Origin of the sequence: Sulfurimonas sp., assembly GCF_018698455.1 — a bacterium.
Lineage (GTDB): Bacteria > Campylobacterota > Campylobacteria > Campylobacterales > Sulfurimonadaceae > Sulfurimonas.
This window is the reverse complement of record NZ_JABIOQ010000039.1, coordinates 1-24,619: the sequence shown is the minus strand read 5'-3', so window position 1 is coordinate 24,619 and position 24,619 is coordinate 1. Positions and strand designations below refer to the sequence as shown.

Sequence of the window (24,619 nt, the reverse complement as noted above, 5' to 3'; positions counted from 1 at the left end):
ATATAGCAATATATGTGAAGATATATTTTTTAAAAAATACTATAATTCCGTATAATATTTTTTAAAGTCTTAATAATCATAATTGGTGTGTTACGACTTTGAAAATTATCTGGGTGTATAGAGAAGAGATAAATTCTTCTCGAAAACTTCTATGAAATACATAATTAAACTCTTACTAACAAGGAAAAAAAATGATTCACGAAAATGGAAAAATAGTAGATATCGCAGTTATTGGTGCAGGACCTGGTGGAATGGCATGTGCTATTGAAGCAAAACTTGCAGGAATTGATAATATCTTAGTTATAGACAAAGCACCACATCATAATGACATGATTCATAAGTTTTACAAAAAAGGTAAGCGTGTAGATAAAGACTGGATGGGAATCAAGTTTGAATTTACAGGTAATGTTTCATTTGAAGAGTGTTCTAAAGAAGAATACATCGATCAGATGGAAGATAAACTAAGTAAAGCAGGTGTTCTTGACACATTTGAGTATAACCATGACATCATTAGAGTACTCAAAGGTGAAGACGGTCTTTTCGAGATGATTTTTGGTCATGATAATGTAGCTGAAGGTATTGAAAGTGTAAAAGCTAGAAATGTTATTCTTTCAGTTGGTCGTATGGGTAAACCAAATAGACCTAAGTATAAATTTCCAAAAGAAATTAAACCAATGCTAAACTTTAACCTTTCTAAGGTACAAAATGGCGAAAGAGTTATGATAGTTGGTGGTGGCGATACTGCTGGTGAGTATGCTTATGGCCTTGTAGAACTAGAAGGCATGGAAGATTGTGTAGTTACACTTAACTATAGAAAAGCTGATATTACTCGTATGAACCCTATTAACACTGAGATGTGTAATAAGTACCTTGATAATGGTAAGCTTATTAATAAAATGGGTGTTGATGTTGAGAGTCTTGAGCAATCTGAAGATGGTGCAATCAAAGTAAACTTTACAGATGGAACAACTGCTGAGTATGATAGAGCAGTATATGCCCTGGGTGGAACTACACCTAAAGATTTACTTGTAAATTCTGGTGTTAAAACTGGTGAGTGGGATGTTCCTGTATATGATGCAAATACATTTGAAACTAATGTAGCAGGTCTTTATACAATTGGTGATGTTGTAACTGATCAAGGTAGTATTGCACTAGCATTTAACCATGCAAGTGATGCAGTAAAAAGTATCGCTTCTAAATTAAAATAATTATTTTATAGGAGTAAGTCAGATTTGGCTTACTCCTTCTCTCATTAACTTTTTTTCTTAAATCTTACTAATTTAGTTCTAAACAATCACTTATAGAGTAAAGACCTGCTTGTTTATTTACTAACCAAGAACCAGCACGAATAGCACCCTTGCTAAAAGTATTTCTTGATGTTGCTGTATGGTTTAGTTCAAGAAATTCTCCATCATTATAAAACCCTACAGTATGTCGGCCAACAATATCCCCACCACGAAGAGCCATAACTGCTATTTCATCTTTTGTGCGTTCCCCAATATTTCCATCTCTACCACTTATTCTCACTTTATCTATATCTAAGTCACGACCACGTGCAGCAGACTGACTAAGAGTAAGTGCTGTACCACTAGGAGCATCTTTTTTATGTTTATGGTGCATTTCAACTATTTCTATATCAAAACCTTCTAGAGCAGCTGAAGCTTGTTCAACTAGTTTATTTAAAAGTGCAACACCAAGTGACATATTTGTAGCATAGAGGATAGGCATTATTTCACTAGCATCTTTGAGAAGATTAAGTTGATGAGTATTTAAACCGGTTGTACCGATAACTAAAGGTTTTGGTGTTTTAATAGATGCTTCAAGAAGTGATTCACAAGCATCAGGTAGAGAGAAATCTATAACGAGATCACAAGCATTTAGAAATGACTTTAAATCTGTTGTTATTAAGATAGAGGGATCGACTGAAAAGTCTAGGTTATGACGAATAAAAACAGTACTTACACTAATATCTTCTGTATCTTTTAAGTCTTCAATAAGCAGTTTACCAACACGTCCACTAGCACCAAATACACCAACTTTAATCATAATATTACCTTTAGAAATTATTTTTAAAATCATACCAAAGATTTAATATCTTTTTGATTAACTGCCGTTTTGTATAAGTTTCTTTATAATCTCTTTCATTATCTTTGCACTAACTACTGGTTGATCAGATATAAATTCCTTAACCTTTTCTTTGGATATAGTTAAAGTACTCATTGGTTCGATAGCTTTTACTGAAGCAGTTCTTTTGCTATCACCTAGAATAGCAATCTCTCCAAAGTAATCGTTATCACCCATAGTTGTAACTTGATTCGAAGCAACTTCCACTATTGCTTTTCCTTTGATGATTATATAGAGTGTGTCACCAAGTTCTCCCTCTCGAATGATGTATTCATTTGGAGAAAACTCTTTTAGTTTTGCGGACTCAGAAAATTTTTCTAAATCACGAAAGTATATATTGTCAAAAATTGGAACACTGTTGATATACATCATGCTTTCATAGGTTGTTATTTCATTCAAGTTATTTACAATTTTGTTAGCTAATGAATAGACTTCGTTACTAAGATTAGATTCAAATTGATTATCGCTAATGGCGACAAGAATTGATTTATCAATAAATTTGAGTGCGGTTAATGCTGCTTTGGCGATTTCGTCATGTTCACTGGAGAGTAAACCAATGATTATCTCTTTATTATTGTTTTCGCTTGTAGCTTGCCCACTCATATCAAAATCTTCTTTTAGTAAAAGTATTTTACGAGCAATCTCATTATCCATGAAAGCTAAAGCTTCATGGTTAAGCTCAAAACCTGCATCTATGTCATCTTCTTTTGCTATTGCTTTTAAAGTGTTTAGAGTCTTTTTGTGGTCGGAATATATTCTTTCAAGATTGTAGAAAAGGTGGTCTAATGTGTCGTGAAACTCATTTTTAATGGTGTATTTTAAAAATGATATTTGCCTTGAACCATCACTGTAGAGCGATTTTTTTATTTTTAAAAGTGTATATAAATCTTGTAACGAAACTAAAATTTGTGAATGCACTTTACCATGAGGGTTTACAATGCTTTCCATAATTATATCGTGAACTTTGTCACTTATTCCAAGTTGAAATTTCATTGATTTAATTAATTCATTGTCTAATTCAAAGTTATGAGAGAGACCATCCTCAAGTAGCTTTTTATAGGTCTCTTTTTGCCGATTCATTTCCGTAGATTGTGAAATTGAATGATCAAAAAGATCTTCATCCTCATGTTTTAACTTTTTCATTATTTTCAAATGGTCGTTTTCAGTAACCCCAATTTGCTCTCTTAATTTAGTGAGTAACATTGAGCTATTTTCATGTAAAATACCCTCTTGGAGTAAATCTCTGATTGTAGTTTCATATGTATTTAACCTATCTTTTTGATTTTTAGTTTCATTGATGTAGGTATAGTATATTTCTTTGAGGTTTGTTGGAATCGGCTTGCTTTTATCCCACTTTTTAAGAATTTTAAGAGCGAATCTCTCTTGAACGAAAAAACTCTGCTCTCTATAAAATTCCCTGTACATATATACTGAAGAAATAGCAACAACAACAAAGTAAAAAAGGCCATAAGAATCTGGATATTTTAAGTAAGTTGGAGCTCCGGCAAATGCATAAAAAGTGTTAAAAGCGATATACGATGCTATAACCTTTACTTTATGTAACATGGTTTCGTATGTTGCATTTTTAAACTTTCTTTTATTCCCTAAATATTTCTCTAAGGTATTAAAAGCAAAAAGACTAGAGAAAGAAAAAAGGGCTAGAGTGATAGGTGCCGCAATTATTGTTGGAATGAATGGAGCGAAGAAAAATCCATTACTAAAGATGGAAATATCAGTTTTCGTCCAATTTCCGTTAAAATAGTATTGGTAGCTTCCTGATTGTAGATAAAAGTATAAATAAAAACCTAAAACTAGACCTGGGAAAGAGTAAAATACAAAACTTTTTTGTTTGTCTACACTCTCTTTCCAGTAGTTGTTTTCCATATCTATATCCGGACAGTTTTTCTTACATGCAGTACATGGAGAACAAGCTGAATTAGTACTGTAGTTTTGCGAATTTGATATACAGTATATCTTCTCGACTACTCCAACAGGACAAAAGAAGTTACACCAGCTCTTTCCTGTATACACAATATTTATAGCAAATGCTGAAATAATTGCAAGAATAAAAAATACTCCAAGGTAAGAGTTGTTGTAATTTAGAGTAACTAGTCTCAATGAAAATGCTACAAATAATATAGAGTATTGAAAAAGATAGAAATTATTTTCAAACCAGACAGGAACTTTTCTTTTTTTAATCCAATAGAGTCTTTGCGATATTTTGGAAAAAAAAGCGAGAGGACAGATGTTTCTCCAATTTGAAAAGCCGATTATTATTATAAAAAGGGGTAAAATTGGAATTACCATTGTCCATACTATAGAAGTGGCATTCTCAAATAAGAATAGCAAAGGAATTAATGATACAAATACGATGAACGTAACTACTTTTAACGAGCTATAGAATAAGTTTTTCATTTTAAATCTTTAGTTTATTTTTCCATTGGAGTATTTTCTAGGTTACCCCATTGTCTCATAGATGCATCATATATTTTTACATCTTTAAAGTGTAGATACTGTGTTAAAATGTACCAGTTCATTGAAGCTTCTAATCCTCCTGTACAGTAAGTTATAACTTCTTTGTCTGTATTTAGTCCATTCTGTGTTAAGTATAGAGAATTGAGTGCTTTATCTGATTTTAGTTTATATTCATCGTTAAATTTTTCTCTCCAATAACTACTCTTTGCCCCTTTAATATGACCTAAACGCGAAACACCAGGTGATTTTTGTGAACCATTAAAGAACTTAAATGGACGAGCTTCTACCATTGAAATAATACCTATCCTTGATTTAACATACTCAAGGTCGACTAGTATGTTCTCTCTGCGTTTAGCTGTAAAGTTTCCTACTTTTGAACTGCTGGTTGTTTTTGAAACTAAGTCATCAAACTCATACTCGCTTACCCACTCAGGAAATCCACCATTTAAGATACTTACATCTTTGAGACCGTTTGTAAGCAGAACTAAGGCAGTGTAACTTGCTTTAAGTAACTCTTTGCCTATGTTATGTCCATAAATGACAACTTTTGAATTATTGTTTATGCCAAGTGAATGTAACTCTTTTTCTATTTCTTCTGGAGAGTTCATGAGTTGGTACTTTCCAACTTGATGTCTAAACTTTGCAACATTTACCATCTTTGCATTTGGTATATGGCCTTTGTCAAAAGTTTCTTTATTGGTTGTATCTAAGATAATAATATTAGCATCATTTAATTGTGCTTTTAACTCATTAGAGTTTATAAAGGCAGTTGATGAGAAGAGAGTAAGTGTTAAAAATAAAAGTACAAAGAGTGTTTTCATTAGGTTTCCTTAGTTTTGTTAAAATATATTATTAATTTAAAAGTTCATCCATATAAGATATAGCTTGTAGTGCAGCAACTGCACCATCTCCTGCGGCACTGATAACTTGTTTTGGTGCAGATATACGCATATCTCCTGTTGCGAAGAGACCAGGAACTGAAGTCTTCATCGTGATGTCTACTATAACCTGACCTTGATCATTCATTTCACAAAGAAAGCTTCCATCGTCTTGCTTAAGTGTTTCGTTATTAACATCGTTTCCAACAAATGTAAAAACACCGGGAACTATAATATCTCTCATTTCACCATTTTTATTTTTAACACGAATGCCTGTTACACCCATCTTGTCACCATAAACTTCATCGGGAGTCGAGTCTAAAACAAGTTCGATATTGTCTGTATTTTCTATACGTTTTATAGTATTTGGAGCTGAACGGAAAGTGTCACGACGGTGTATTATATAGACTTTAGAACAGATTTTAGCAAGGTATAGAGCTTCTTCTAATGCTGTGTCACCACCACCAATCACTGCGACTTCTTTTCCTTTGTAGAAAAAGCCATCACAAGTTGCACAAGTACTCACACCTTTTCCAAAAAGTTCATCTTCACCTTTAAACCCAACTCGACGAGGTGATGAACCAGTCCCTATGATAACACTATATGCTTGGTCTGTTGATCCATCTTCGTTGTAAATAGTGAAAACATCACCACTCTTACTAACCCGAGTTACATTTGACATTTTATGTATAAGGCCAAATCTTTGACATTGTTCAGGCCATGGATTCATTAACTCCATACCTGTTATTTCACCCGTAGCACCAGGATAGTTTTCTATCTCTGAAGAGTTGGTGATCTGTCCACCGGGCATTCCTTTTTCAAACATTGTTACATTTTCTAAACCACCACGAGTAGTGTAAAGTCCGGCTGTAAGACCAGCTGGTCCTCCCCCAATTATTGCACAATCTAAAATAGACATAGTTATTTCCTTTTGTATTTTATAGTTTATTTATTTCTTGAGATAATTCATCTAAATTATCGAGCTTGCGTATCATGCTATCTTGTTTATAAAGAGAGTCTTTGTGTTTCTTTATAAAAAAGATAGAAGGAGATTCATAAATATTAAAACGCTGAATAAAGGCTAGTGAATTCTTTGTGCCACTTCTTAAATAGGTAGTATACTCTGAATTTTCTCGTACTTTATTGTAATAGTCAATAGCTAAAATTGGAATATTTAACTCTAGACTAGCAAGTTTATTCATAGTGCCTTTTTCTCTGGAAGAATAAAATATAACAACATATTTTTCTTTTTTGGGTGTAAAAATATCACTTTTTTCGTAAAAAATCCATTCATTAAAGTTTATAAATTTATACTCAGAAAATTTGTAATTGAAGTATGCAAAAGAGAGTGCTATCATCGCTGCACCGAAAAAAGAAGCTAGAAATGTGGAAAGAGAGAGAAGACTTTTCCCACTCTTTCGTTTTGACAAAGTGTAACCTTAGCCTAAAAGACCGTTGATTTTATCTGCTAGAGCTTGTTTTGATTGTGCTCCAACAACTTGATCTACCATCTCGCCATCTTTAAAGAACATGATAGTAGGGATAGAACGAATACCAAATTTAACAGCAATATCTTGTTCTTCATCTGTATTTACTTTACAAATTTTTGCTTTACCATCGAAATCTTCCGCTAATTCTTCAATAACTGGAGCGATCATACGACAAGGTCCACACCATGGAGCCCAAAAGTCTACAAGAGATACACCCTCTGAAAGTGTTACTTCAAAATCTGAACTAGTTAATTCTATATATTTACCCATTAGTAAATCCTTTATTATTATTATTTTTATGCGTGCATTGTACTAGTTGTTTCATTAATTACATCTTTATTAAAGAAAATTCCAGTTTTATTATAAATACTAAAAGTTTATAAACTTTCTTATTTTTTTAATAAAATAAGCACACTCCAAATAACCAACTTCTTTAGCCATTTTGACTATACTCTCATCATACATGGAAATCTGTTGGGGATTATGTGCGTCAGAGGAAAATGTAATAGGAATTCCTAAGGCATATGCCTGTTTTAAAAGTGATTTAGAAGGGTAAGGTTCTTGTACTTTTTTTCTATATCCGGAGATGTTTAATTCTAAAACCATATCTGCTTTTTTGATGGCGTTTAGTGCATTTTCTGCCATCTCGTTTATGCTCTTATTTGGCATAAATTTGAAAACTTTTATAAGGTCTAAATGCCCTACAATATCAAAAAGTTTTGATTCTGCCATTTCTTCTATAGTATCAAAGTATTTTTGCCAGATTTCATCTATGTCTTGTTCTTCCCAACGACCTATAAATTCAGGGTTATCAAATCCCCAGCCCTCTAAAAAGTGAACAGAACCTATAAGGTAGTCAACATCCGCATTTAAGACTCTCTCGTCCATATGACCCTTAAGATAATCAACCTCATAACCTAAGAGAATATTTATTTTATTTTTATATTGTTCTTTGGCATCTAAAACATCTTTTTCATACTGCTTCATATCATTGAATTTCATTCGGTATTTTGGATCGAAATCCATAGGAGCATGGTCAGAAAATCCAAAGTATTGAGTACCTGATTTTATTGCAAAGTCTATATACTCAGGAATACTTCCCTCCGCATGGTTACAAAGTGGTGTATGGTTATGTAAGTCAACAATCATTTATTTCTCGTATTTAATTTTTATATGTTTTATGTTATTATAGTGTTAATAAATTAATTTTACTAATTAGATATGGAGAAACTTAAATGAATCAAGATGAACTAGATGCTTTAATGGGTAGTGCTATGGATGATATTGAAGATATTGAAGACCTTGAAGATGATGTTCCTGTAGAAGTAAGTACAGAAGTTGCTGATAAAAAACCTAAAGAGCCTTATGGTTATTCTGAAGAAAATGCTCATCACTGGCCACTTCCTGCAACAAACGAAAATCAAATGGTAAATCAACTTGATGAAGTAACAAAAGAAAGTGAAGAAAAAGCAAGTCAAATTTTTGACATTCTTGAAATTATAAGTAATGACTTAATGGAAGAAGAGACAAATATTGAAGTAAATATAAAAGTTTTAGGCGCAAATATAGAACTATTTACGACTCTTTCACAAAAATTTCCAGATGTAGAAGCTTTTAAAAATAGTTTACAAACAAATACTGATGCATTAAAAGGCATTAAAACAACTTTAGAAATACTTCAGAACAGCGGAGATTCTATTATGAATGCGATGGATATTATGCAATACCAAGATATTCACCGTCAAAAAATAGAACGTGTAATAAATGTAATGAGAGCACTTGCAAACTATATGAACAAACTTTTTGAAGGTCGTATAGGTGATGATAAGCGTGTTGCATCAGCACAACATATAGCAGGTGATACCCATAATGATGTCGTCTCTACAGAAGATATTGAATCACTTTTAGCTCAGTTTGGAAAGTAATGAAAAAAGTAGAACTCCTCTCCCCCGCGGGAACATTAGAAAAATTAAAAATCGCTCTTGATTTTGGAGCAGACGCTGTTTATGGTGGCGTTTCACATTTCTCTCTTCGTATACGTTCTGGAAAAGAATTTAGTATGGAAGACTTTAAAGAGGGTATAGACTATGCTCACCAAAGAGGCAAAAAAGTTTATGCAACTATAAACGGTTTCCCATTTAACTCACAACTTTCACTTCTTAGAAAACATATTATTGCTATGGGTGAGTTAAAACCCGATGCATTTATTGTAGCAACTCCTGGTGTTTTAAAACTATGTCATGACCTAGTTCCAGATATGCCTCTTCACCTCTCAACCCAAGCAAATGTGATGAATGTTTTAGATGCTCAGATTTATCATGAAATGGGTGCTACTCGTATTATTACAGCACGTGAAATTAGTCTCAAAGATTTAATTGCAATAAAAAAAGACTTACCTAATCTTGAACTAGAAGTTTTTGTACACGGAAGTATGTGTTTCGCATATAGCGGACGATGTTTGATCTCTACTTTACAGAGTGGTCGTGTACCTAACCGTGGAAGCTGTGCAAATGATTGTCGTTTTGAATACGAAATGTATGCTGCAAATCCTGATACTGGAACACTTTTTAGACTTGAAGAAGAAGAGGGTGTTGGAACTTACATCATGAATGCAAAAGATTTGAACCTTGCTTCACACATGAAAGAAATACTAGATAGTGGTGTTGTAGATAGTGTAAAAGTTGAGGGTAGAACCAAGACGGCTTATTATGCAGCGACAACTGCAAAAGCATATAGAATGGCACTGAACGATTACTACGATGGCCAGTTTAACCATGAAAAATATCAGTATGAACTTCAATCTCTACAAAATCGTGGGTATACAGATGCTTATCTGATTTCTCGTCCTTTTGAACGTAACGATACACAGAGTCTTGATTTTTCTATGCAGTTAGGAACACATCAAGTAAGTGGCGTTGTAAACCCAGAAGGTACTCACTTTTTATGTAAGTTTAAAACTATGCCAGGCGATGAGATGGAAGTAGTGTTTCCACTTGGTAGTGATGTTGCATTAGTCGATAATGAGATCGGTACTACATATGAAAAAGACGGTAGATTTTACTTGAAGCTTAAACGATTAAAAGCACAAAACAACAAAATATACGAAGAGATTCATAGTGGAAATACAAACGCAATAGAGTTACCAACTTCTTTTCCAGCATTTACATTTTTTAGGATTCCTTCAACTTTAGCAATGGGTACAAATCCTAAATCATAAAGATAAAACGATATAAACCAAGGAAAAAGTATGAAATTTGTGTCAATAGTATTGGGCTCTAAAAGTGATTATGAAGTAATGAAGTCATGTTCGGATACCTTTGAAGCTTTTGGTGTCAACTATGAGTTAATCGTCTCTTCTGCTCACCGTGCACCAGAGAGAACTACTGAGTATATGCACGAATCTGAAAAAAAAGGTGCACAAGTATATATTGCTGCTGCCGGAATGGCGGCTCACTTAGCTGGTGTTTTATCTTCAAAAACTGTCAAACCAATCATTGGTGTTCCTATGTCAGCATCAGCACTAGCAGGAATAGATGCACTTCTCTCAACTGTACAAATGCCAGCTGGAATGCCAGTTGCTACAGTAGCTATAGGAAAAGCAGGGGCAATAAACTCTGCTTATTTGGCTATGCAAATTTTAGCACTTGACAACAGCGAGTTGTCTATCAAACTTCAAGAAGATAGAATTGCAAAGGCTAAAAAAGTTGAAATGGATTCTTTAGAAATAGAGACTATCATCAAGTAAGACTTTGATAATTATAAGGGGCACAAATGACGTGGATGAGTGATGATGAATACTGTGAACTGACGGGCTTGGAACTTTCTTCTGTTGAAGATATGATAGGTGCTGGAAAACTAAATGTAAAGCAAGAAGATGGTATTCGTTATATAGATCCATCTAGAGGAGCTAAGGAATCTGTAGTTCCTATAAAGCTAGCAGAATTATCTAAACGCAACACTCATGAAATGATGGTGCAACCTGAATTTATTGAAAAAACTATAGGAACTATTATTAACCTTCATGAGAAAGTTCTCGATGCAAAAGATGAGACTATTGAGGCGGTTAAAGTTGAAAATACTTTTTTACGTGAAGCGCTAGAGTCTCTTCAAGAACTTTATGATGAAGATAGAAAAACAATAGCGACTTTGACAGAGCAACTAAAACTTTCTCAACAAGAAGTGGAGTTTATGCGACGCAAATATAAACTTATGTGGAACAAAGCAATAGAAGATAATACTAACCAATGAAAATTGATGAGGCTTGTGTCTCTTGCATAATTAACCAAAGTGTAAGAGTAGCAGATGCAATAACTACTAGTCATGAACTAAAAACAGAGTTAGTCTCTAGTATAGAAACTATGAGTAAAGACTTTTCTTTTAACAACAATCCCCCTGAAATAGCTTCCGATGTTTATGAGAAAATGGCAAGTATCGCTAATAAATATGACCTTTATGATGAGAAGAAAGAAGAATCAAACAAAAAAGCTAAAGCATTAGTCCCGCGTTTAAAAAAAGAACTTAATGTCTCAAAAGACAAACTTTTAACAGCTACAAAAATTGCAGTAGCTGGAAATGTCATCGACCTTGCCGCAAAAATAATGTATGATTTAGATGAAGAGTTGAATAGAGTCTTTTATACAGATTTTGCATATAATGATTTTAAAAAATTAGAAAAAGAACTTCAAAAAGCAAAAACTGTTTTAGTTATTGGAGATAATGTAGGCGAGCATATTTTTGATTATGTTTATATCCAAACACTCCAAGAACTTTATCCTGATGTGAAGTATTCGTATATGGTGCGTGGAAATCCCATTATAAATGATGTAACTATGAAAGAGGCAAGAGAAGCCAAGTTCCATGAGCTCTGCGAACTTGTTGATAGCGGAGTAAATACACCTGGGTTTGCATACAAGAGAGCTAATAAATACTCACAAGAACTCTTTGACAGTGCAGACTTAGTTATAAGTAAAGGCATGGGAAACTATGAGTGTCTTAATGATGCCCCAAGAGATAACATCTGCTTTTTACTCAAGGTGAAATGTAATGTAGTTGCTAATTCTTTAGGTAAAGAAGTTGGTGATATTATTTGTAAGATGAAGGTTGGAAAATGAAGAAAAATTTAATAATTTTAGCGATGGTTTTTATGAGCAGTATTTTATCTGCAAAAGAGAGTGGACTTTCTCTTTCAGTTGCTTTTATTGGTATGAGTATGGACTACCGTGAGTATGATAATAATATAATTCTAGATAGTGAAATCTCCACACCGAAGACGGGAGTAATGCGAGGTGCGGATTTAGGTCTTACATATACAGAAGTTCTTGGGAATGGAATTTATACGCAAATTAATGGATATTTCAACTTGCTGAGTGGTGAAACAGAATATGTTGGTTCTCTTTTAGATTCAAGTCAAGGATATGGAAGTTATGTTGGAGTTACAAAAAACATTCTTTTTGATACTGGGGTTGATTATCAGTTTATAAGTGTGTTAAGTCATGGTTATTCTTTAAATTTTGGTATAGGAACTGGGTATCGTGCATGGCGACGAGAATTGAGTCCATCACAAGTAGAAGTTTACAAATGGTTGTCAATCCGTCCTCAAGTTGGAACAACTTATAGTTCCCCAATATTTAGCCTTGGAGTAAATCTTGAGTATCAATATGGTATTCATCCAGAAATGGCAATTCTTGCGAATTCGGAAAATTCAGATATTACGGTGAATTTAGGTTCAGCTGACATCATACAACTTTCTATTCCTTTTAAGATTAGACTCGATAAAAGCTTAGATTTATTTTTTGAGTATATATATGAATATCAAACTATAGAAAAATCAGACACTGCACCGTATATTTTAGGTGGAGTAGAGAAGACTATTTACGAGCCTGCTAGTACAGCTCACAACTCGTATGTGAAGTTGGGTGTAGTATTTAAGTTCTAGATAACTATTCTTTCTTATGAGTTTTATGTTTATTTTGTCTGTTTGACCATAATTTGTGAACATCATTAATATTCAATTTATTTATATGAGCTATTGCTCTGGCTCTATTGGAGTTATTTTTTTGATATTTACTTCCAGAAGCTCTCATAGAACCATCTTCTATAACCGCATATTCAAAATTTCTACTATTAGGATTGTATCTTAGTATCTCTGCATCTTGCGTTTGAATCCAATGTAGGTGATGGTTACCTTTTGCTTGTGCCATAAAAGTTGAACCATCTGCATTCTTGAATTCTCTCAGTTTGTTAAATGCTGGAGCGGAAAATAAAAAAGAGAAAGATAAAAGTAAGAGTGTAAAGTGTTTCATAAAAAATCCTTAGTTTATATTGAGTGACATTAGAGTTCCCCGTGAGGATACGTTTGAAATTACATTCTCAAATGAGTTAACATTTGAATCATAATAAAGAGCACTCTCATCTCCATAGCTTCCAGCTGAATCAATGCTACCCATAATTGCCTCAACCAAGTCAACACCTTTGTTCTGTGTGTCCGCGTTTACATTGTTGTTGTCTATGTATGTTTGGGTGAGTCTTGATTCATCTATCTTCCACAGAGCAACTCCCCCATTAAAGATACCACTAAGTGCATTGAGGCCTTTATCGTAGCCACTGTTATTTCTATTTTCTACAAGGTAGTAGCTGGTTGAATCTATAGGTATTTTTACGACGTTATACTCAAGAGAAGAACTTTCATCTAAATTACTATAGCCAGTTTGTAGAGATGGGGTAAGCCAATTGTTGTACTGTTTGCTCCATGCGCAAAAATGTGAAGGTGTGTTTCCAGGATAGTCTAAGTTGTTTTCATATCCCCATGTTCCAAGCCCCATCAACCCTAATGCTCCAATTCCTCCACGGTTTGAGTTTGAGGTATTGTATAAGTCTGGAAGGTGAAAGGCAGAGTGTCCTAACTCATGAGCGATTATACCTATTGTTGCATCATGAGAATTATTTAGATTATGTCTCTCACCAAAAAGAGAAAATTTACCTTGGGCCGAGCAACTCATCAAGGTTACTGAATCTAGTGTAACTGTATCAACAGTAGATGATACACAGGATTGGTGCGCCCATATACCATTAGCGACATGGAAGCCTTCATAAGCGTCTTCATAACCAGCAATAATGAAAGTGATTACTAATTCATTGGATGATATATACCCATCGGCATTATTGTCAAAGTTTGAAAAATCAACATCGCTATCTAGCTCTCTCAATGCGTCTCCTAAATCAGGATAAAAAGAACTTGAAAAATTGGAACTATCAATATCAATATTTGGATGGTTTTTATTGAGGCTTACTGAGGCAATACCATCGTTGAGTATTCCTCTGTTCTCAGAAACTTTTGCAAATTCAAATTGAAAATTACTATTTTCCTGATAATAGTGGTTGAGCTGGTGATTGTTTTTTCCAAAAATTTTATCACTCCAGACAGAATCAGAAGATATAATTTTTTGGTCATCATAGTTTACTAAAATGCAAAGCATAGGGATAGAGGATTCTGATACCGGAAAAGGGACAGGCTCTTGCGGAGGTAGGATTTCAGGCTCTTGCGGAGGTAGGATTTCAGGCTCTTGCGGAGGTAGGATTTCAGGCTCTTGCTGAGGCAGGGTAATTGTGGTGGCAGAACCATCGCTACTTCCGCAACCTAAAAAAATAAGTGATATAATTGTTAAGACAATAATTTTTATCATTAAAAATCCTACGTTTATTTTTACATAAGTATACTACGAGATTTATTAATACACAAGCCGTATAAAGATAGAATAACGAATATTAAATATGTTTAGGAATATACATGATAACTTTTAGTTCAATGCTACTAAAACTACAAGAATTTTGGATGAATGAGGGATGTAATATTCTTCAACCTTATGATATTCCATCAGGTGCAGGAACATTTCACCCTGCTACATTTTTACGTTCTCTTGACTCAATGCCATGGGCTACTGCTTATGTAGCACCATCTCGTCGTCCAACAGATGGTCGTTATGGAGAAAATCCAAATCGTTTAGGTTCATACTACCAGTTTCAAGCACTTATAAAACCATCACCAGACAATATTCAAGAGCTTTATCTGAAGTCGCTTGAGTATTTAGGCTTGGATGTGTCACAGCATGACATTCGTTTTATAGAGGACAACTGGGAATCACCAACACTTGGCGCATGGGGTCTAGGATGGGAAGTATGGCTCAATGGAATGGAAGTAACACAATTTACTTACTTTCAACAAGTTGGAGGGATAGAGTGTAATCCTGTTGCCGTTGAGATTACATACGGTACTGAGCGTTTAGCAATGTACCTTCAAGGTGTAGACAATATTTTTGACATAGTTTGGAATGAAGATAAGCACGGAAATAAAACATACTACAAAGATATACATAAAGAAAGCGAAATAGAATTTTCAAAGTACAACTTTGAAGTAGCCGATACAGAGATACTTTTTGCAGAGTTTGAAGCTAAAAGTATAGAGTGCCAAAAAGTACTCGATGCTGAGCTTCCTTTACCTGCATATGACTTATGCATGATGATCTCAAACGTGTTTAATGTTTTAGATGCGAGAAAAGCTATATCTCAAACAGAACGCCAGAACTATATGCTCAAAATTCGTGAACTCACTAAAGGGTGTGCCGCGTTATATAAATCCCAAGAAGAAGAGAGAAATAAACGAGTAAATTCTTAATAAATATGACAATTCGTCATATTATAAGAAATCACAACTCTTTTTATGTATAGTTTATTAACTATAAAATAAAGAGCATATAATGAAATTAACCAAAGATGTAAAAACTAAGTTTGATAAACTCGAAATTAGTTCATATACCGAACTTGCTCTTTTAATCCCCCACTCTTATGAAGATTTACGGCTTCATGAGAAACTCTGTGAAGATACTTTCCAACTAATAGATGCAACGGTAGAATCCGTCTTTTGGGCTAAAAACACCATACAGATAACTTTTTACGTACATAATTTTGGACATACTATAAATGCTGTAATATTTCGTCCTAAACAATTTATGATGCATCAGTTAAGTGTAGGTAGTCGTGACTACTACTATGGAATGATTACATGTAAGACAGGGCAGTGCAGTATGAGTATGCCAAAAAAAATCACTACCATGGGTTCTATCATACCTAAGTACAAATGTGGGCTTAGAAGCGACGTTATGTGGCGTTTTATTCAAAAAGAGTTAAAAGAAGAAAACTTACTGAAAGAGGGAATACCACAAGAGATTATAAACGCAGTGCTAAGTCTACATTTTGTAAATCCTGAGATACTTCAAGCCCAAGAGCTAGAAGAACATACGCTCAATGCTTTAAAGTTTATGGAACTGCATGCTTACATGAAGTTACTTGCCTCTAAACGCAGAGAGTTTGAACCTTTGGTATCTCAAGTAGGTGAGTATAAAGAATGGGCACAACAGCTTCCATTTAAACTCACAAATGAACAAATAAGTACCATAAAAGATATTCAAAAAGATTTCTCACTAAACAAGGCGTCAAAGAGAATGATAGTTGGAGATGTAGGAAGTGGAAAAACTATGGTTATTTTGGCGGCAGCACTTATGATGCTTCCTCATCGTTCTATATTGATGGCTCCTACAACCATACTCGCAAACCAACTTTTTGAAGAAGCTACAAAATTTTTACCAAATGTCAAAATAGTTTTAGTAACGAGTAAGAGTAAAAAAGTAGACCTCTCTGAGTATGACTTTATCATAGGGACTCATGCCCTTCTTTATAGAGAACTACCAAGTGCAGCTTTAGTTATGGTGGATGAACAGCACCGTTTTGGTACTGCTCAGAGAAGTATGCTTGATAAACTTGTAAGTGATGGGGCTAAAAAACCGCACTTCCTTCAGTTTTCAGCAACCCCAATACCTAGAACCCTAGCGATGATAGAATCAGCACACATAGATGTCAGTCTTATAACTTCTACACCATTTAAAAAAGACATAGATTCAAAAGTGATTCATAAGAGTGATTTTAAAGAACTCATAGAACACATAAAAGAAGAACTCTCTCATAACAATCAAGTTTTAATAGTCTATCCACTCGTAGAACAGAGTGAAGTTTTAGACTATCAGAGTATAGAAGAAGCTCGTGGATTTTGGGAAAAGAACTTTTCAGATGTATATGTGACTCATGGAAAAGATAAAGAAAAAGAGCAGGTGCTCATAGACTTTAGAGAAAAGGGAAATATACTTATAAGTACAACAGTTGTTGAAGTGGGCATCTCACTTCCAAAACTTACAACAGTGGTTATAGTTGGTGCTGAAAGATTAGGCCTCTCAACCTTACATCAACTGCGTGGTCGTGTAAGCAGAACGGGATTAAAAGGTTATTGCTTTCTTTATACTAACCAAGACGCATCATCGCGTTTAGACTCTTTTGTTAAAACTACGAGTGGATTCGATATAGCGAACCTTGATTTAAAGTATAGAAAAAGTGGAGATTTACTAAAGGGGAGTTCTCAGAGTGGAAATCAGTTTCGTTGGTTTGATTTTGGGGAAGATTTAGAAATTGTAAAGAGTGTTAAAGAGAGTTTATCTCTTTAACTTTAGGGGCTAGTATAGTCCGAACTTCTCATCATGGCGTTTGTATAAAACACGCGTTTTACCATCATGGTCTATAAAAATCTCGAACATTTTACCACCTTCTTTGAGGTCGTTTAAAACATCTTCAACTTCACGAGGTTTGTAAAGTTCTAGCTCAACAGGAACTATCTCATCTTCCATAGATTCAGTAGCAACTTTTACATCTATATTTTCTGCTTTAGCCGCGTTTAGCCCAACTTTATGATGGCCAACATCTTTGTCATGCATACGACGAAGAGCTTTTTGTGCACGAGATGTTGCTAGGTCTATAGCTGCATAAAGATCATCATCGTTTTGTTTGATAACAACAGAGTTTTTATGTGCAAGGTTTATAACTAACTCAACAACTGAGTGTTCTTTACCTTTTTTTGTTTGTGCTGATGCTACTACATTTACAGAGATTATATCAAGATGAAATTTATTAAGTGTTTCTACTGATGTATTCATATGTGCTTTGATTGCATCTGTTAGTTCTAGGTGTCTACCGGTAAGTGAAATATTCATTTAAAATCCTTTTGTATGTATATATATTAATTATATCACACAAAAGTTTATATAAAATAATTTTGTTATAGTTTTTGAATAGTTCTTTTGAAGTATGTGATTGGTTCTGTAGCAACATTCGCTGCTTGGGGTACACTTACTGTAACATCCATTAGTACTGAACCATTTTGTTCGGGGGTTACAACAGTAGCATATTGCAAAGCACCAGCACATGTTCCTACTGTATTATATATGTATCTGACAGATATGTTAATGTCATAAATTCCATTTTGAGTAAAGTTATCACCTGTAAAATTACAAGGATTGGTAGCATTATTGTCTCGAGCTATTCTTAAAAGAGCATATTCGGTAGCACTTTTTGAAAGTAACATTGCCTGCTCGTAGAGATATAAGTCAGCAGTTCTTTTAGTAGTCTGTGCAGTCATAGCTAAAGAAAGAGCCATAATAGTACCGATAATGACTATAACGGCTATAGCCATTATCATAGCCATACCACTTCTACTTCTATTTAAAATATTGTTTTTTCTTTGCATAAAGAGTACTCCTCCACAACATCGCTTTTAGCACATACTTGAATTTTTATAATAGAACCTATGGAGATAGCCCGAAATGTACTAATATCTTCCATTATTATGGCAGAATCTCCATCTGTCATAATTTCTCCATCCCATGGTTGATAATCATAATAAAGAGTCAAGTTCCCAATATTAGTTCCAGTTGTTGTAAATACAATAGCATATGCAGTCCATGCCAATTTATAATATTCATATACATCTATTCCTGCAAAATTTCCTATTGCTGGAACGAAGTTTGTAATGATAGCATTCCTGTTAATTGGGTGCATAACTGAGTTTTGATCAGTAATTGATGTTCCTGATGCAGTATTGTATCCATACATGTTAATATCTGTGTTTGAGCCTACAAAGTATAAGGCTGCATCATTTATGCCACTAGCTGCACCAGCAGAACCACCGGCAGATAGAGTCGCTATTAATGTATTCGTTGTATTTGTATCTGTGGCAGGTGACATAAGTAAATTAGCTCCTGCTCCAACATCTAAGTCTATGATTCCACTCCAGTTTGGAGTTATATCTCCTCGAAATCCATCTATATCGGAGCCAATCCATTCTAAAACAGTGTAGTTAACATTTGGATTTACGCTTCCTAAAGCTATGTGACCTGTTGTAGGTGCTACTCGTGCGACAACAGAATCTTTTATACGACTCTCAAGACGTTTAGCAATGAACTCCACGGCGCTTGCACTATTTGATTGTAAAGTATTGTTAATACTGGAGAATATAAAACTTTTATATGCTTGTGCTAAAAATTCTACTCCAAATTTTCCAATAATCCCCATGACTACGATTACAAAAATGAGCTCAATCATAGTAAATGCAGTACGATTTCTCATTAGTATTGCCTCTTGTAGAAATCTGGCGCGCCGATATTTGCACTATAGGTTGTTAATGAAACAACAGTTGCACCGCTTGTTGTATCTGTTATATTAACATCAACTCTTTTCATATCATTAAGAGCAGCTCCGTCAAAATTTGGAGTTTGTGTAACTGTAACAACTGAGTTGTAATTTTCTTTGTAGCTTGATTGATTGGCAACAGTTCCAGCACCTGTTACGATAAAAAGAGGCGTTGTACCAGCCATGTCATCAAGTGAGGTTATATTTACATTACCGCGTTGGTTTAATGCACCAGCTGCAGCGGTACGACATCTTCTGTGAAAAGGCTGATTTATATGACCGGGCATCTGTCCAAATGTAATTGCATTAGGATTGTTGTTGCAGTTAGCATTTATATCTATTACTCTTGAAAGGGAATTAATTTGATTTGCCTCTAGGGATTGTTCATCCCACTGTGCAGTTACTGCTTCATTAAGCTTTGTAGCAGCGGCAAAAATAGCCTCTTGCTTAATGTTTTCATCAATACCTTCTGAAATTGCTTGATTCATCATTGGTAAGGAAACTACACTAATTGCTATAATAACAATGGCAAAAATCAGTTCTATTAAAGTAAAAGCAGATCTTTTTACCACATTGCTCTCCTATTTGTTCTTTGTGCTGCAGTTGTGGCGGTCGTTGAATTTGTCTCATGTTGTCCAGCCCAAGTTGTATTAGCATTGGTAAATTCTACTTCAAACTCATTTACACCCGCACCCGCATTGTATTGATTATATATTAGCCAAGTAGAAGCATTGTTTTGCATAGTGGTTTTATATGGAAAACTTGCACCGTTGTAAATTAAAGGGACTGTCGTCAATCCAAGTGCATCTGTTACTCCTGCTGGATTTGTGACTAATCCAGCACCACTTCTTTGATTGACTACTCCAGTGTTTCCAGATATCATTGGATCATGTCCGTTATTTACAAACCATCTTGGATCATTAGTAGTTGTAGAGTTTACCCCACCTGGAAGCATTGTCTTATCGCAACCTGCCCCAAAACAATAACTTTCATAGGAGATTGGTACAGTACCTATGTTTGCCTGAAACATCTGTCTTGGAGCATTTGTTCTTCCGTAAACAAAAGTTGTATTTTGGTCTGCAAGACTAGAACCAGTCACTGTTATTGGTGGTGTACCTGTAGAAGATGTGTAAACTGATGAAGCTGTTACATTTACATCTGTACCACGTACCATAAGAGGATTCCTAACGGCATCATTAGCTCTTTGGAAATTGAACATCATTTGTTTAAAACCTTGTGCTTCATTCCAAGGAATCATTAATACTCCATTTTGAAAATTTAGGTTACGTGTCTGATTTACATCATCTTGATGCGAAGTCATTCCTGCAACGGCAGCGAGATTCATTGTGATATCAACAGGATTTTCCCAATCGTTTTGTGTAAAGTTTCTTGTGGGATTGCCATTATCATTTACTGCTGTTGCTGTGAGTTGAATATGTGCTGACATACTTAAATCGTTTGAGATATAGGTAAAGTTACCGTTATTATTGTTATGCAAAGTAACAGCGTTTAACAAAAAGTTAGCTGGAATAAAAGTAGCGTTTATGTCACCACAAACATAAGCTCCCGTAGGACTACAATCTGCAGTTGTGTCATTATTAGCTATATCTATTTGAGCCCATGTCTTATCTACAAGTTGAATGATGACATTTCCAACATCATCAAAATTCAAACCAACTGCATTTAGAGCACTACCATTAATGATGTTAAATTGGGTTGCTAAAAATGAGACTGTTCCATTCATACTATTATCAATAGATCCATCTGGTTTGCGCAGAGATTGATTTATATCAAATACTGTGTTGTTGACATTGGGAACATTATAAGTAGTTACTGGTGTAGTAGTGTTGAATTGTACAGCATCGAGTGATAGATTATAATTTCTCGCAGATGTCAATAACTCTATATCTTGTCCTGCTGGGGCAGTGAGGATAAATCTATCAGGACGTATTGCAAAAACATCACGTGAACAGGCTGAAGATGATTCACTATACTTTATCTTTATACTTGCATTTTTTGTCGCAACTTGAGAGTTGAATGTTGCATTTATCTGTTGAAGACCATTTAAAAGAACAACTTGTTCTGTGTCTAATGGCACTGCATTATGGCATAATTGTGCATCTGTATTGGTATCTCCTGTCCATGAAGGAGTAGCTATAATCGATACATTTACATCTTTAGTGGAATATACTAATGTTTCTTCATCGCTACGATCAAGAGATAATATGGCGAGAGTAAAAGGTTTGTTTACAACTTGAGTTTTTAAGTAGTTCTTAGGATCAACAACTGTACCATCATTTATAGGGTCTTTACTGTATGTAAAGTTTGTTTGAACTGCATTGTATAAGCCATTTTGTCCTAGAGTAGCACTAGTGTTTAAGTCTTGACATTGTTCGATACGCAGAGCATTATTGGGATCAATTGTGATTGTGTCAGTTTTAAATGAAGCACTTACTTCTAAATAGTCAAGCAAGTCAAGTGTTTGGGCATCAATGCTAGTTGTTATTTGACCATTTATTTTCACTTTTACTATATTTGGAGTATCATTAAACCCAGATGCAACATTTAGTATTCCACCTTGTTGTGTGTTTGCCCCGTAACCAACCCTCCAGGTAGAGTTATTAGATATATATTCACCTAAGTCATTGGCTGCTTTTGAATAGTTGTTGTCAAAGTTGTAACTATCTGACATATCTTGATAACCACTTGTACCAAGATTGTAAATGCTTGAAGAGTTTGAAGTGTAGTCAAAGTCTTGCATATTTAAGTATATCTGTACAAATTTTGCTGCTTCTAATTCAGTGTCAGTTTCTTCTTTCTTCATATTTGAAATCCAGAAGTTAAAAGTGTACTCTGTGTTAGATTCTATGTCTTCTATAAATTCCCCATCATCAAATATTTTATTTCCTCTAGCACCAACAATAGTGTCTATATAGTAACAAACACGAGGAATATAAAGCTCTGTTGTAAAGCCTACCATACTTGGAAAATATGTATCTTGCGAAGAAGTAAGTTTAATAACTGCTGAAGTTTGATCATTTTGAATGATTTGTGGATGCGTTTGATCGCCATCAGTACCAATATTATAGTTTTGTATATCTATACCTTGGTTGTTTATGTAGTCAGGATTAGCATCGAAACCACTCGTTGCTGAGTTAAATGCATTATTTCCATTAAGTGAAATGTTATCAACATAAAATTTATCTCCTCCAATATTTTTATCTCCCTCTCCAGCAAAAACTGAAATCGTAGATTTTACATCTCCATTACTAGGTGTTAAGAAGTCAGTGATAGGAATTTCTACACTACTGAAACCTCTATTTTTAGCAACACGGCGGTAACCATCAAAAATAGAAATATTTTTAAGTGTTTCACTTTCATTTTCATAAATAACAACAAATGTCCATGCTCCAAAGTTACCTAAACCACTGCGGTCAGTTCCAATATATGACTTTATGTTTGCCCCTGTTATCCAGCCATTTAAGTCTGTCTCCGTTAGTCCAACAAGAGCTGGAACATCAGTAAAGGTACTATAAGTATATCCATTGTTGTCATTAGGGTACAGGTCAAGATTGTCCGGTGTTAGTGAAAGTGTTCCAAATACTGGATGACTTAGTCGTGTAGGTTCATTTGCCTTACTAATACTTTGACTTTTGTTTAAGCCTTTTAAATAACCTTGAGAGTAAAAACCAGCCCATACAATTGTTGACTCTGCTGGAAGTTCTAACTTTGCTTGTGAGGAGTTATATGTATATTGATCTCCATCTGTATCAATATACTGTAAGTTAAGATTAGCATTACTGGAATTCCCTTTATAGTTATAGCAACTACCATTCTTTTTGACACACAAGACGGTATTTCCTATTACTTGTATATTCCCTTTAATGTTACGTGTCTCTAAAGGATTTCTAATTGTAAAATCTCGTAAATTAGTAGTCACTTCAACTTCTTTGCTAGGCGGTGGTGCACATGCTTTTATTTCACCTTTATAGAGGTAGCCATTTTTTTCGTAAGTGGCTTGAATCGCACCAGTTATACTAAAAAAACTGTTAATGAAGTCAAAAAAACCAAAACCAAAACGATCGTCATATGTACTAATGGAACGGTCTTGATTTTCTGAAACATCTCCTAAACTAAATGTCCAGCCCTCATTGTTAAACATACTAACGGGACCGATACTGTTTCCACTGCTATCTTCTTCACAATTAACACTTTTCGCACCATTATCGACTGAACAGTCATCTATGGGACCTCCTCCAAAAATTGAAATTAGACTGGAAGTGTCAAAATAGACAATTACGTTTTCTAGTGTATTATCTATAGAATTTATAGGAGTAGTAGTTTTTCTATCTGAAGTAGTGGGCGAGTCATAACATACACCGTCGGCTGTTCCTCCATAGGGTAAATTTATGGTAATTGACATTTTATCAGTGTCATAATCACCTTCTGGATCGGTAGCAATAAATGTTAGTGTATAAGTTCCTGTATTGTTAGTGGGATAAACAAAGGATTTTGAAGTGGCTAATACTTGACCACTTGAATTCTCCCATTTGTATGTAAGACTATCTCCGTCTCCATCTGTTGCACTACCAGAAATAACTATGTAAGTATTGGTAGTTGTTGTAATATCAGGACCTGCATTTGCAACAGGTGGATTATTGGAAAACCCGAAGGACTGTGTACTTAGTAAAATAAGTAAAAGTAAGTGTTTTATAAATAATTTCATAACTGACCCCTTGGTTTAGTGTAAAATCACTGCACCAAAAATTGGACTCAGCGGCAATTTACATATATAAGATTACATTATCTAATTTCTAAGCTTTATATGTACTGAAAGTAAATACATTTTTAAAATATATAAAAACAAATAAGGAAAATAAGGTGTCAGGCACTTATCAATGCTTTTTATTAATATAAACTTGAATATTATTCTTTTTTTAGTATACTGGTCAAAATATTTAGGACTTGTGGGAGAATTATGCCAAAATAAGGTGTCAGGCACTTATCAATGCTTTTTATTAATATAAACTTGAATATTATTCTTTTTTTAGTATACTGGTCAAAATATTTAGGACTTGTGGGAGAATT

Annotated in this window: 23 protein-coding genes; 9 read left to right on the top strand and 14 right to left on the bottom strand. The window is 34.4% G+C overall.

What is annotated here, in order from left to right; all coding sequences use genetic code 11:
* The first annotated feature begins 191 nt into the window (after positions 1–191).
* Positions 192–1,208: an NAD(P)-binding domain-containing protein gene (locus HOG88_RS05185; protein WP_295003914.1), complete on the top strand. Its 1,017-nt coding sequence runs from the start codon at positions 192–194 to the stop codon at positions 1,206–1,208.
* 67 nt (positions 1,209–1,275) lie between these two features.
* Here the strand turns inward: HOG88_RS05185 and dapB are convergent, their stop codons facing one another.
* The 7 genes from dapB to HOG88_RS05150 form a co-directional block, all read right to left on the bottom strand.
* The gene (gene dapB / locus HOG88_RS05180; RefSeq protein WP_295003912.1) at positions 1,276–2,046 is read right to left on the bottom strand and encodes a 4-hydroxy-tetrahydrodipicolinate reductase; all 771 of its coding nucleotides are present in this window, start codon (positions 2,044–2,046) and stop codon (positions 1,276–1,278) included.
* Positions 2,047–2,103: 57 nt separating this feature from the next.
* Positions 2,104–4,242: a cyclic nucleotide-binding domain-containing protein gene (locus HOG88_RS05175; protein WP_295003910.1), complete on the bottom strand. Its 2,139-nt coding sequence runs from the start codon at positions 4,240–4,242 to the stop codon at positions 2,104–2,106.
* A gap of 311 nt (positions 4,243–4,553) precedes the next feature.
* Positions 4,554–5,420: a sulfurtransferase gene (locus HOG88_RS05170; protein WP_295003908.1), complete on the bottom strand. Its 867-nt coding sequence runs from the start codon at positions 5,418–5,420 to the stop codon at positions 4,554–4,556.
* 31 nt (positions 5,421–5,451) lie between these two features.
* Positions 5,452–6,390, bottom strand: a complete 939-nt coding sequence (gene trxB, locus HOG88_RS05165) for a thioredoxin-disulfide reductase (protein ID WP_295004002.1) — start codon at positions 6,388–6,390, stop codon at positions 5,452–5,454.
* Positions 6,391–6,415: 25 nt separating this feature from the next.
* Positions 6,416–6,907 (bottom strand): hypothetical protein, encoded by a 492-nt coding sequence (locus HOG88_RS05160; RefSeq protein WP_295003906.1) that lies wholly within the window; start codon positions 6,905–6,907, stop codon positions 6,416–6,418.
* 9 nt (positions 6,908–6,916) lie between these two features.
* Entirely contained in the window at positions 6,917–7,237 is a 321-nt protein-coding gene (gene trxA / locus HOG88_RS05155; RefSeq protein WP_295003904.1) for a thioredoxin, read from the bottom strand.
* 99 nt (positions 7,238–7,336) lie between these two features.
* A complete protein-coding gene (locus HOG88_RS05150; protein ID WP_295003902.1) occupies positions 7,337–8,116 on the bottom strand; it encodes a histidinol-phosphatase in 780 nt (259 codons plus the stop codon).
* A gap of 86 nt (positions 8,117–8,202) precedes the next feature.
* Between HOG88_RS05150 and HOG88_RS05145 the strand changes: the two genes are divergently transcribed.
* Genes HOG88_RS05145 through HOG88_RS05120 form a run of 6 tightly spaced genes read left to right on the top strand, consistent with a single transcriptional unit; the run spans position 8,203 to position 12,902 of the window.
* Positions 8,203–8,892 carry a chemotaxis protein gene (locus HOG88_RS05145; RefSeq protein WP_295003900.1) on the top strand — a complete coding sequence of 230 codons (690 nt, stop codon included), beginning with the start codon at positions 8,203–8,205 and terminating at the stop codon, positions 8,890–8,892.
* On the top strand, positions 8,892–10,184 hold the full coding sequence (locus HOG88_RS05140; RefSeq protein ID WP_295003898.1) for a peptidase U32 family protein: 1,293 nt from the start codon (positions 8,892–8,894) through the stop codon (positions 10,182–10,184). Before HOG88_RS05145 ends, HOG88_RS05140 begins: the two co-directional genes overlap by 1 nt.
* A 30-nt stretch (positions 10,185–10,214) precedes the next feature.
* A complete protein-coding gene (gene purE, locus HOG88_RS05135; RefSeq protein WP_295003896.1) occupies positions 10,215–10,712 on the top strand; it encodes a 5-(carboxyamino)imidazole ribonucleotide mutase in 498 nt (165 codons plus the stop codon).
* Positions 10,713–10,738: 26 nt separating this feature from the next.
* Positions 10,739–11,215: a DUF3972 domain-containing protein gene (locus HOG88_RS05130; protein WP_295003894.1), complete on the top strand. Its 477-nt coding sequence runs from the start codon at positions 10,739–10,741 to the stop codon at positions 11,213–11,215.
* Positions 11,212–12,078, top strand: a complete 867-nt coding sequence (locus tag HOG88_RS05125) for a DUF89 domain-containing protein (RefSeq protein WP_295003892.1) — start codon at positions 11,212–11,214, stop codon at positions 12,076–12,078. The genes HOG88_RS05130 and HOG88_RS05125 overlap by 4 nt, the downstream gene beginning before the upstream one ends.
* Positions 12,075–12,902 (top strand): hypothetical protein, encoded by an 828-nt coding sequence (locus tag HOG88_RS05120; protein WP_295003890.1) that lies wholly within the window; start codon positions 12,075–12,077, stop codon positions 12,900–12,902. Before HOG88_RS05125 ends, HOG88_RS05120 begins: the two co-directional genes overlap by 4 nt.
* A 4-nt stretch (positions 12,903–12,906) precedes the next feature.
* Here HOG88_RS05120 and HOG88_RS05115 read toward each other — a convergent pair whose 3' ends face one another.
* The gene (locus HOG88_RS05115; protein WP_295003888.1) at positions 12,907–13,269 is read right to left on the bottom strand and encodes a hypothetical protein; all 363 of its coding nucleotides are present in this window, start codon (positions 13,267–13,269) and stop codon (positions 12,907–12,909) included.
* A 9-nt stretch (positions 13,270–13,278) separates the two neighbouring features.
* The gene (locus HOG88_RS05110; RefSeq protein WP_295003886.1) at positions 13,279–14,649 is read right to left on the bottom strand and encodes a M6 family metalloprotease domain-containing protein; all 1,371 of its coding nucleotides are present in this window, start codon (positions 14,647–14,649) and stop codon (positions 13,279–13,281) included.
* Between the two features lie 104 nt (positions 14,650–14,753).
* Here HOG88_RS05110 and glyQ point away from each other — a divergent pair, with 104 nt between their 5' ends.
* Both glyQ and recG read left to right on the top strand, forming a co-directional pair.
* Positions 14,754–15,638: a glycine--tRNA ligase subunit alpha gene (gene glyQ, locus HOG88_RS05105; RefSeq protein ID WP_295003884.1), complete on the top strand. Its 885-nt coding sequence runs from the start codon at positions 14,754–14,756 to the stop codon at positions 15,636–15,638.
* Positions 15,639–15,720: 82 nt separating this feature from the next.
* Positions 15,721–17,514 (top strand): ATP-dependent DNA helicase RecG, encoded by a 1,794-nt coding sequence (recG, locus tag HOG88_RS05100; protein WP_295003882.1) that lies wholly within the window; start codon positions 15,721–15,723, stop codon positions 17,512–17,514.
* 9 nt (positions 17,515–17,523) lie between these two features.
* Here recG and raiA read toward each other — a convergent pair whose 3' ends face one another.
* The 5 genes from raiA to HOG88_RS05075 all read right to left on the bottom strand — a co-directional run bounded on the left by raiA (position 17,524) and on the right by HOG88_RS05075 (position 24,257).
* Positions 17,524–18,057: a ribosome-associated translation inhibitor RaiA gene (gene raiA, locus HOG88_RS05095; protein ID WP_295003881.1), complete on the bottom strand. Its 534-nt coding sequence runs from the start codon at positions 18,055–18,057 to the stop codon at positions 17,524–17,526.
* A gap of 65 nt (positions 18,058–18,122) precedes the next feature.
* Complete coding sequence (locus HOG88_RS05090; protein WP_295003880.1) at positions 18,123–18,590, bottom strand: hypothetical protein; 468 nt, start codon at positions 18,588–18,590, stop codon at positions 18,123–18,125.
* The gene (locus HOG88_RS05085) at positions 18,566–19,468 is read right to left on the bottom strand and encodes a protein containing prepilin-type N- cleavage/methylation domain protein (RefSeq protein WP_295003878.1); all 903 of its coding nucleotides are present in this window, start codon (positions 19,466–19,468) and stop codon (positions 18,566–18,568) included. Before HOG88_RS05085 ends, HOG88_RS05090 begins: the two co-directional genes overlap by 25 nt.
* A complete protein-coding gene (locus HOG88_RS05080) occupies positions 19,468–20,103 on the bottom strand; it encodes a type II secretion system protein (RefSeq protein WP_295003876.1) in 636 nt (211 codons plus the stop codon). The genes HOG88_RS05085 and HOG88_RS05080 overlap by 1 nt, the downstream gene beginning before the upstream one ends.
* Complete coding sequence (locus HOG88_RS05075) at positions 20,097–24,257, bottom strand: PKD domain-containing protein (RefSeq protein WP_295003874.1); 4,161 nt, start codon at positions 24,255–24,257, stop codon at positions 20,097–20,099. The genes HOG88_RS05080 and HOG88_RS05075 overlap by 7 nt, the downstream gene beginning before the upstream one ends.
* Positions 24,258–24,619: the final 362 nt, after the last annotated feature.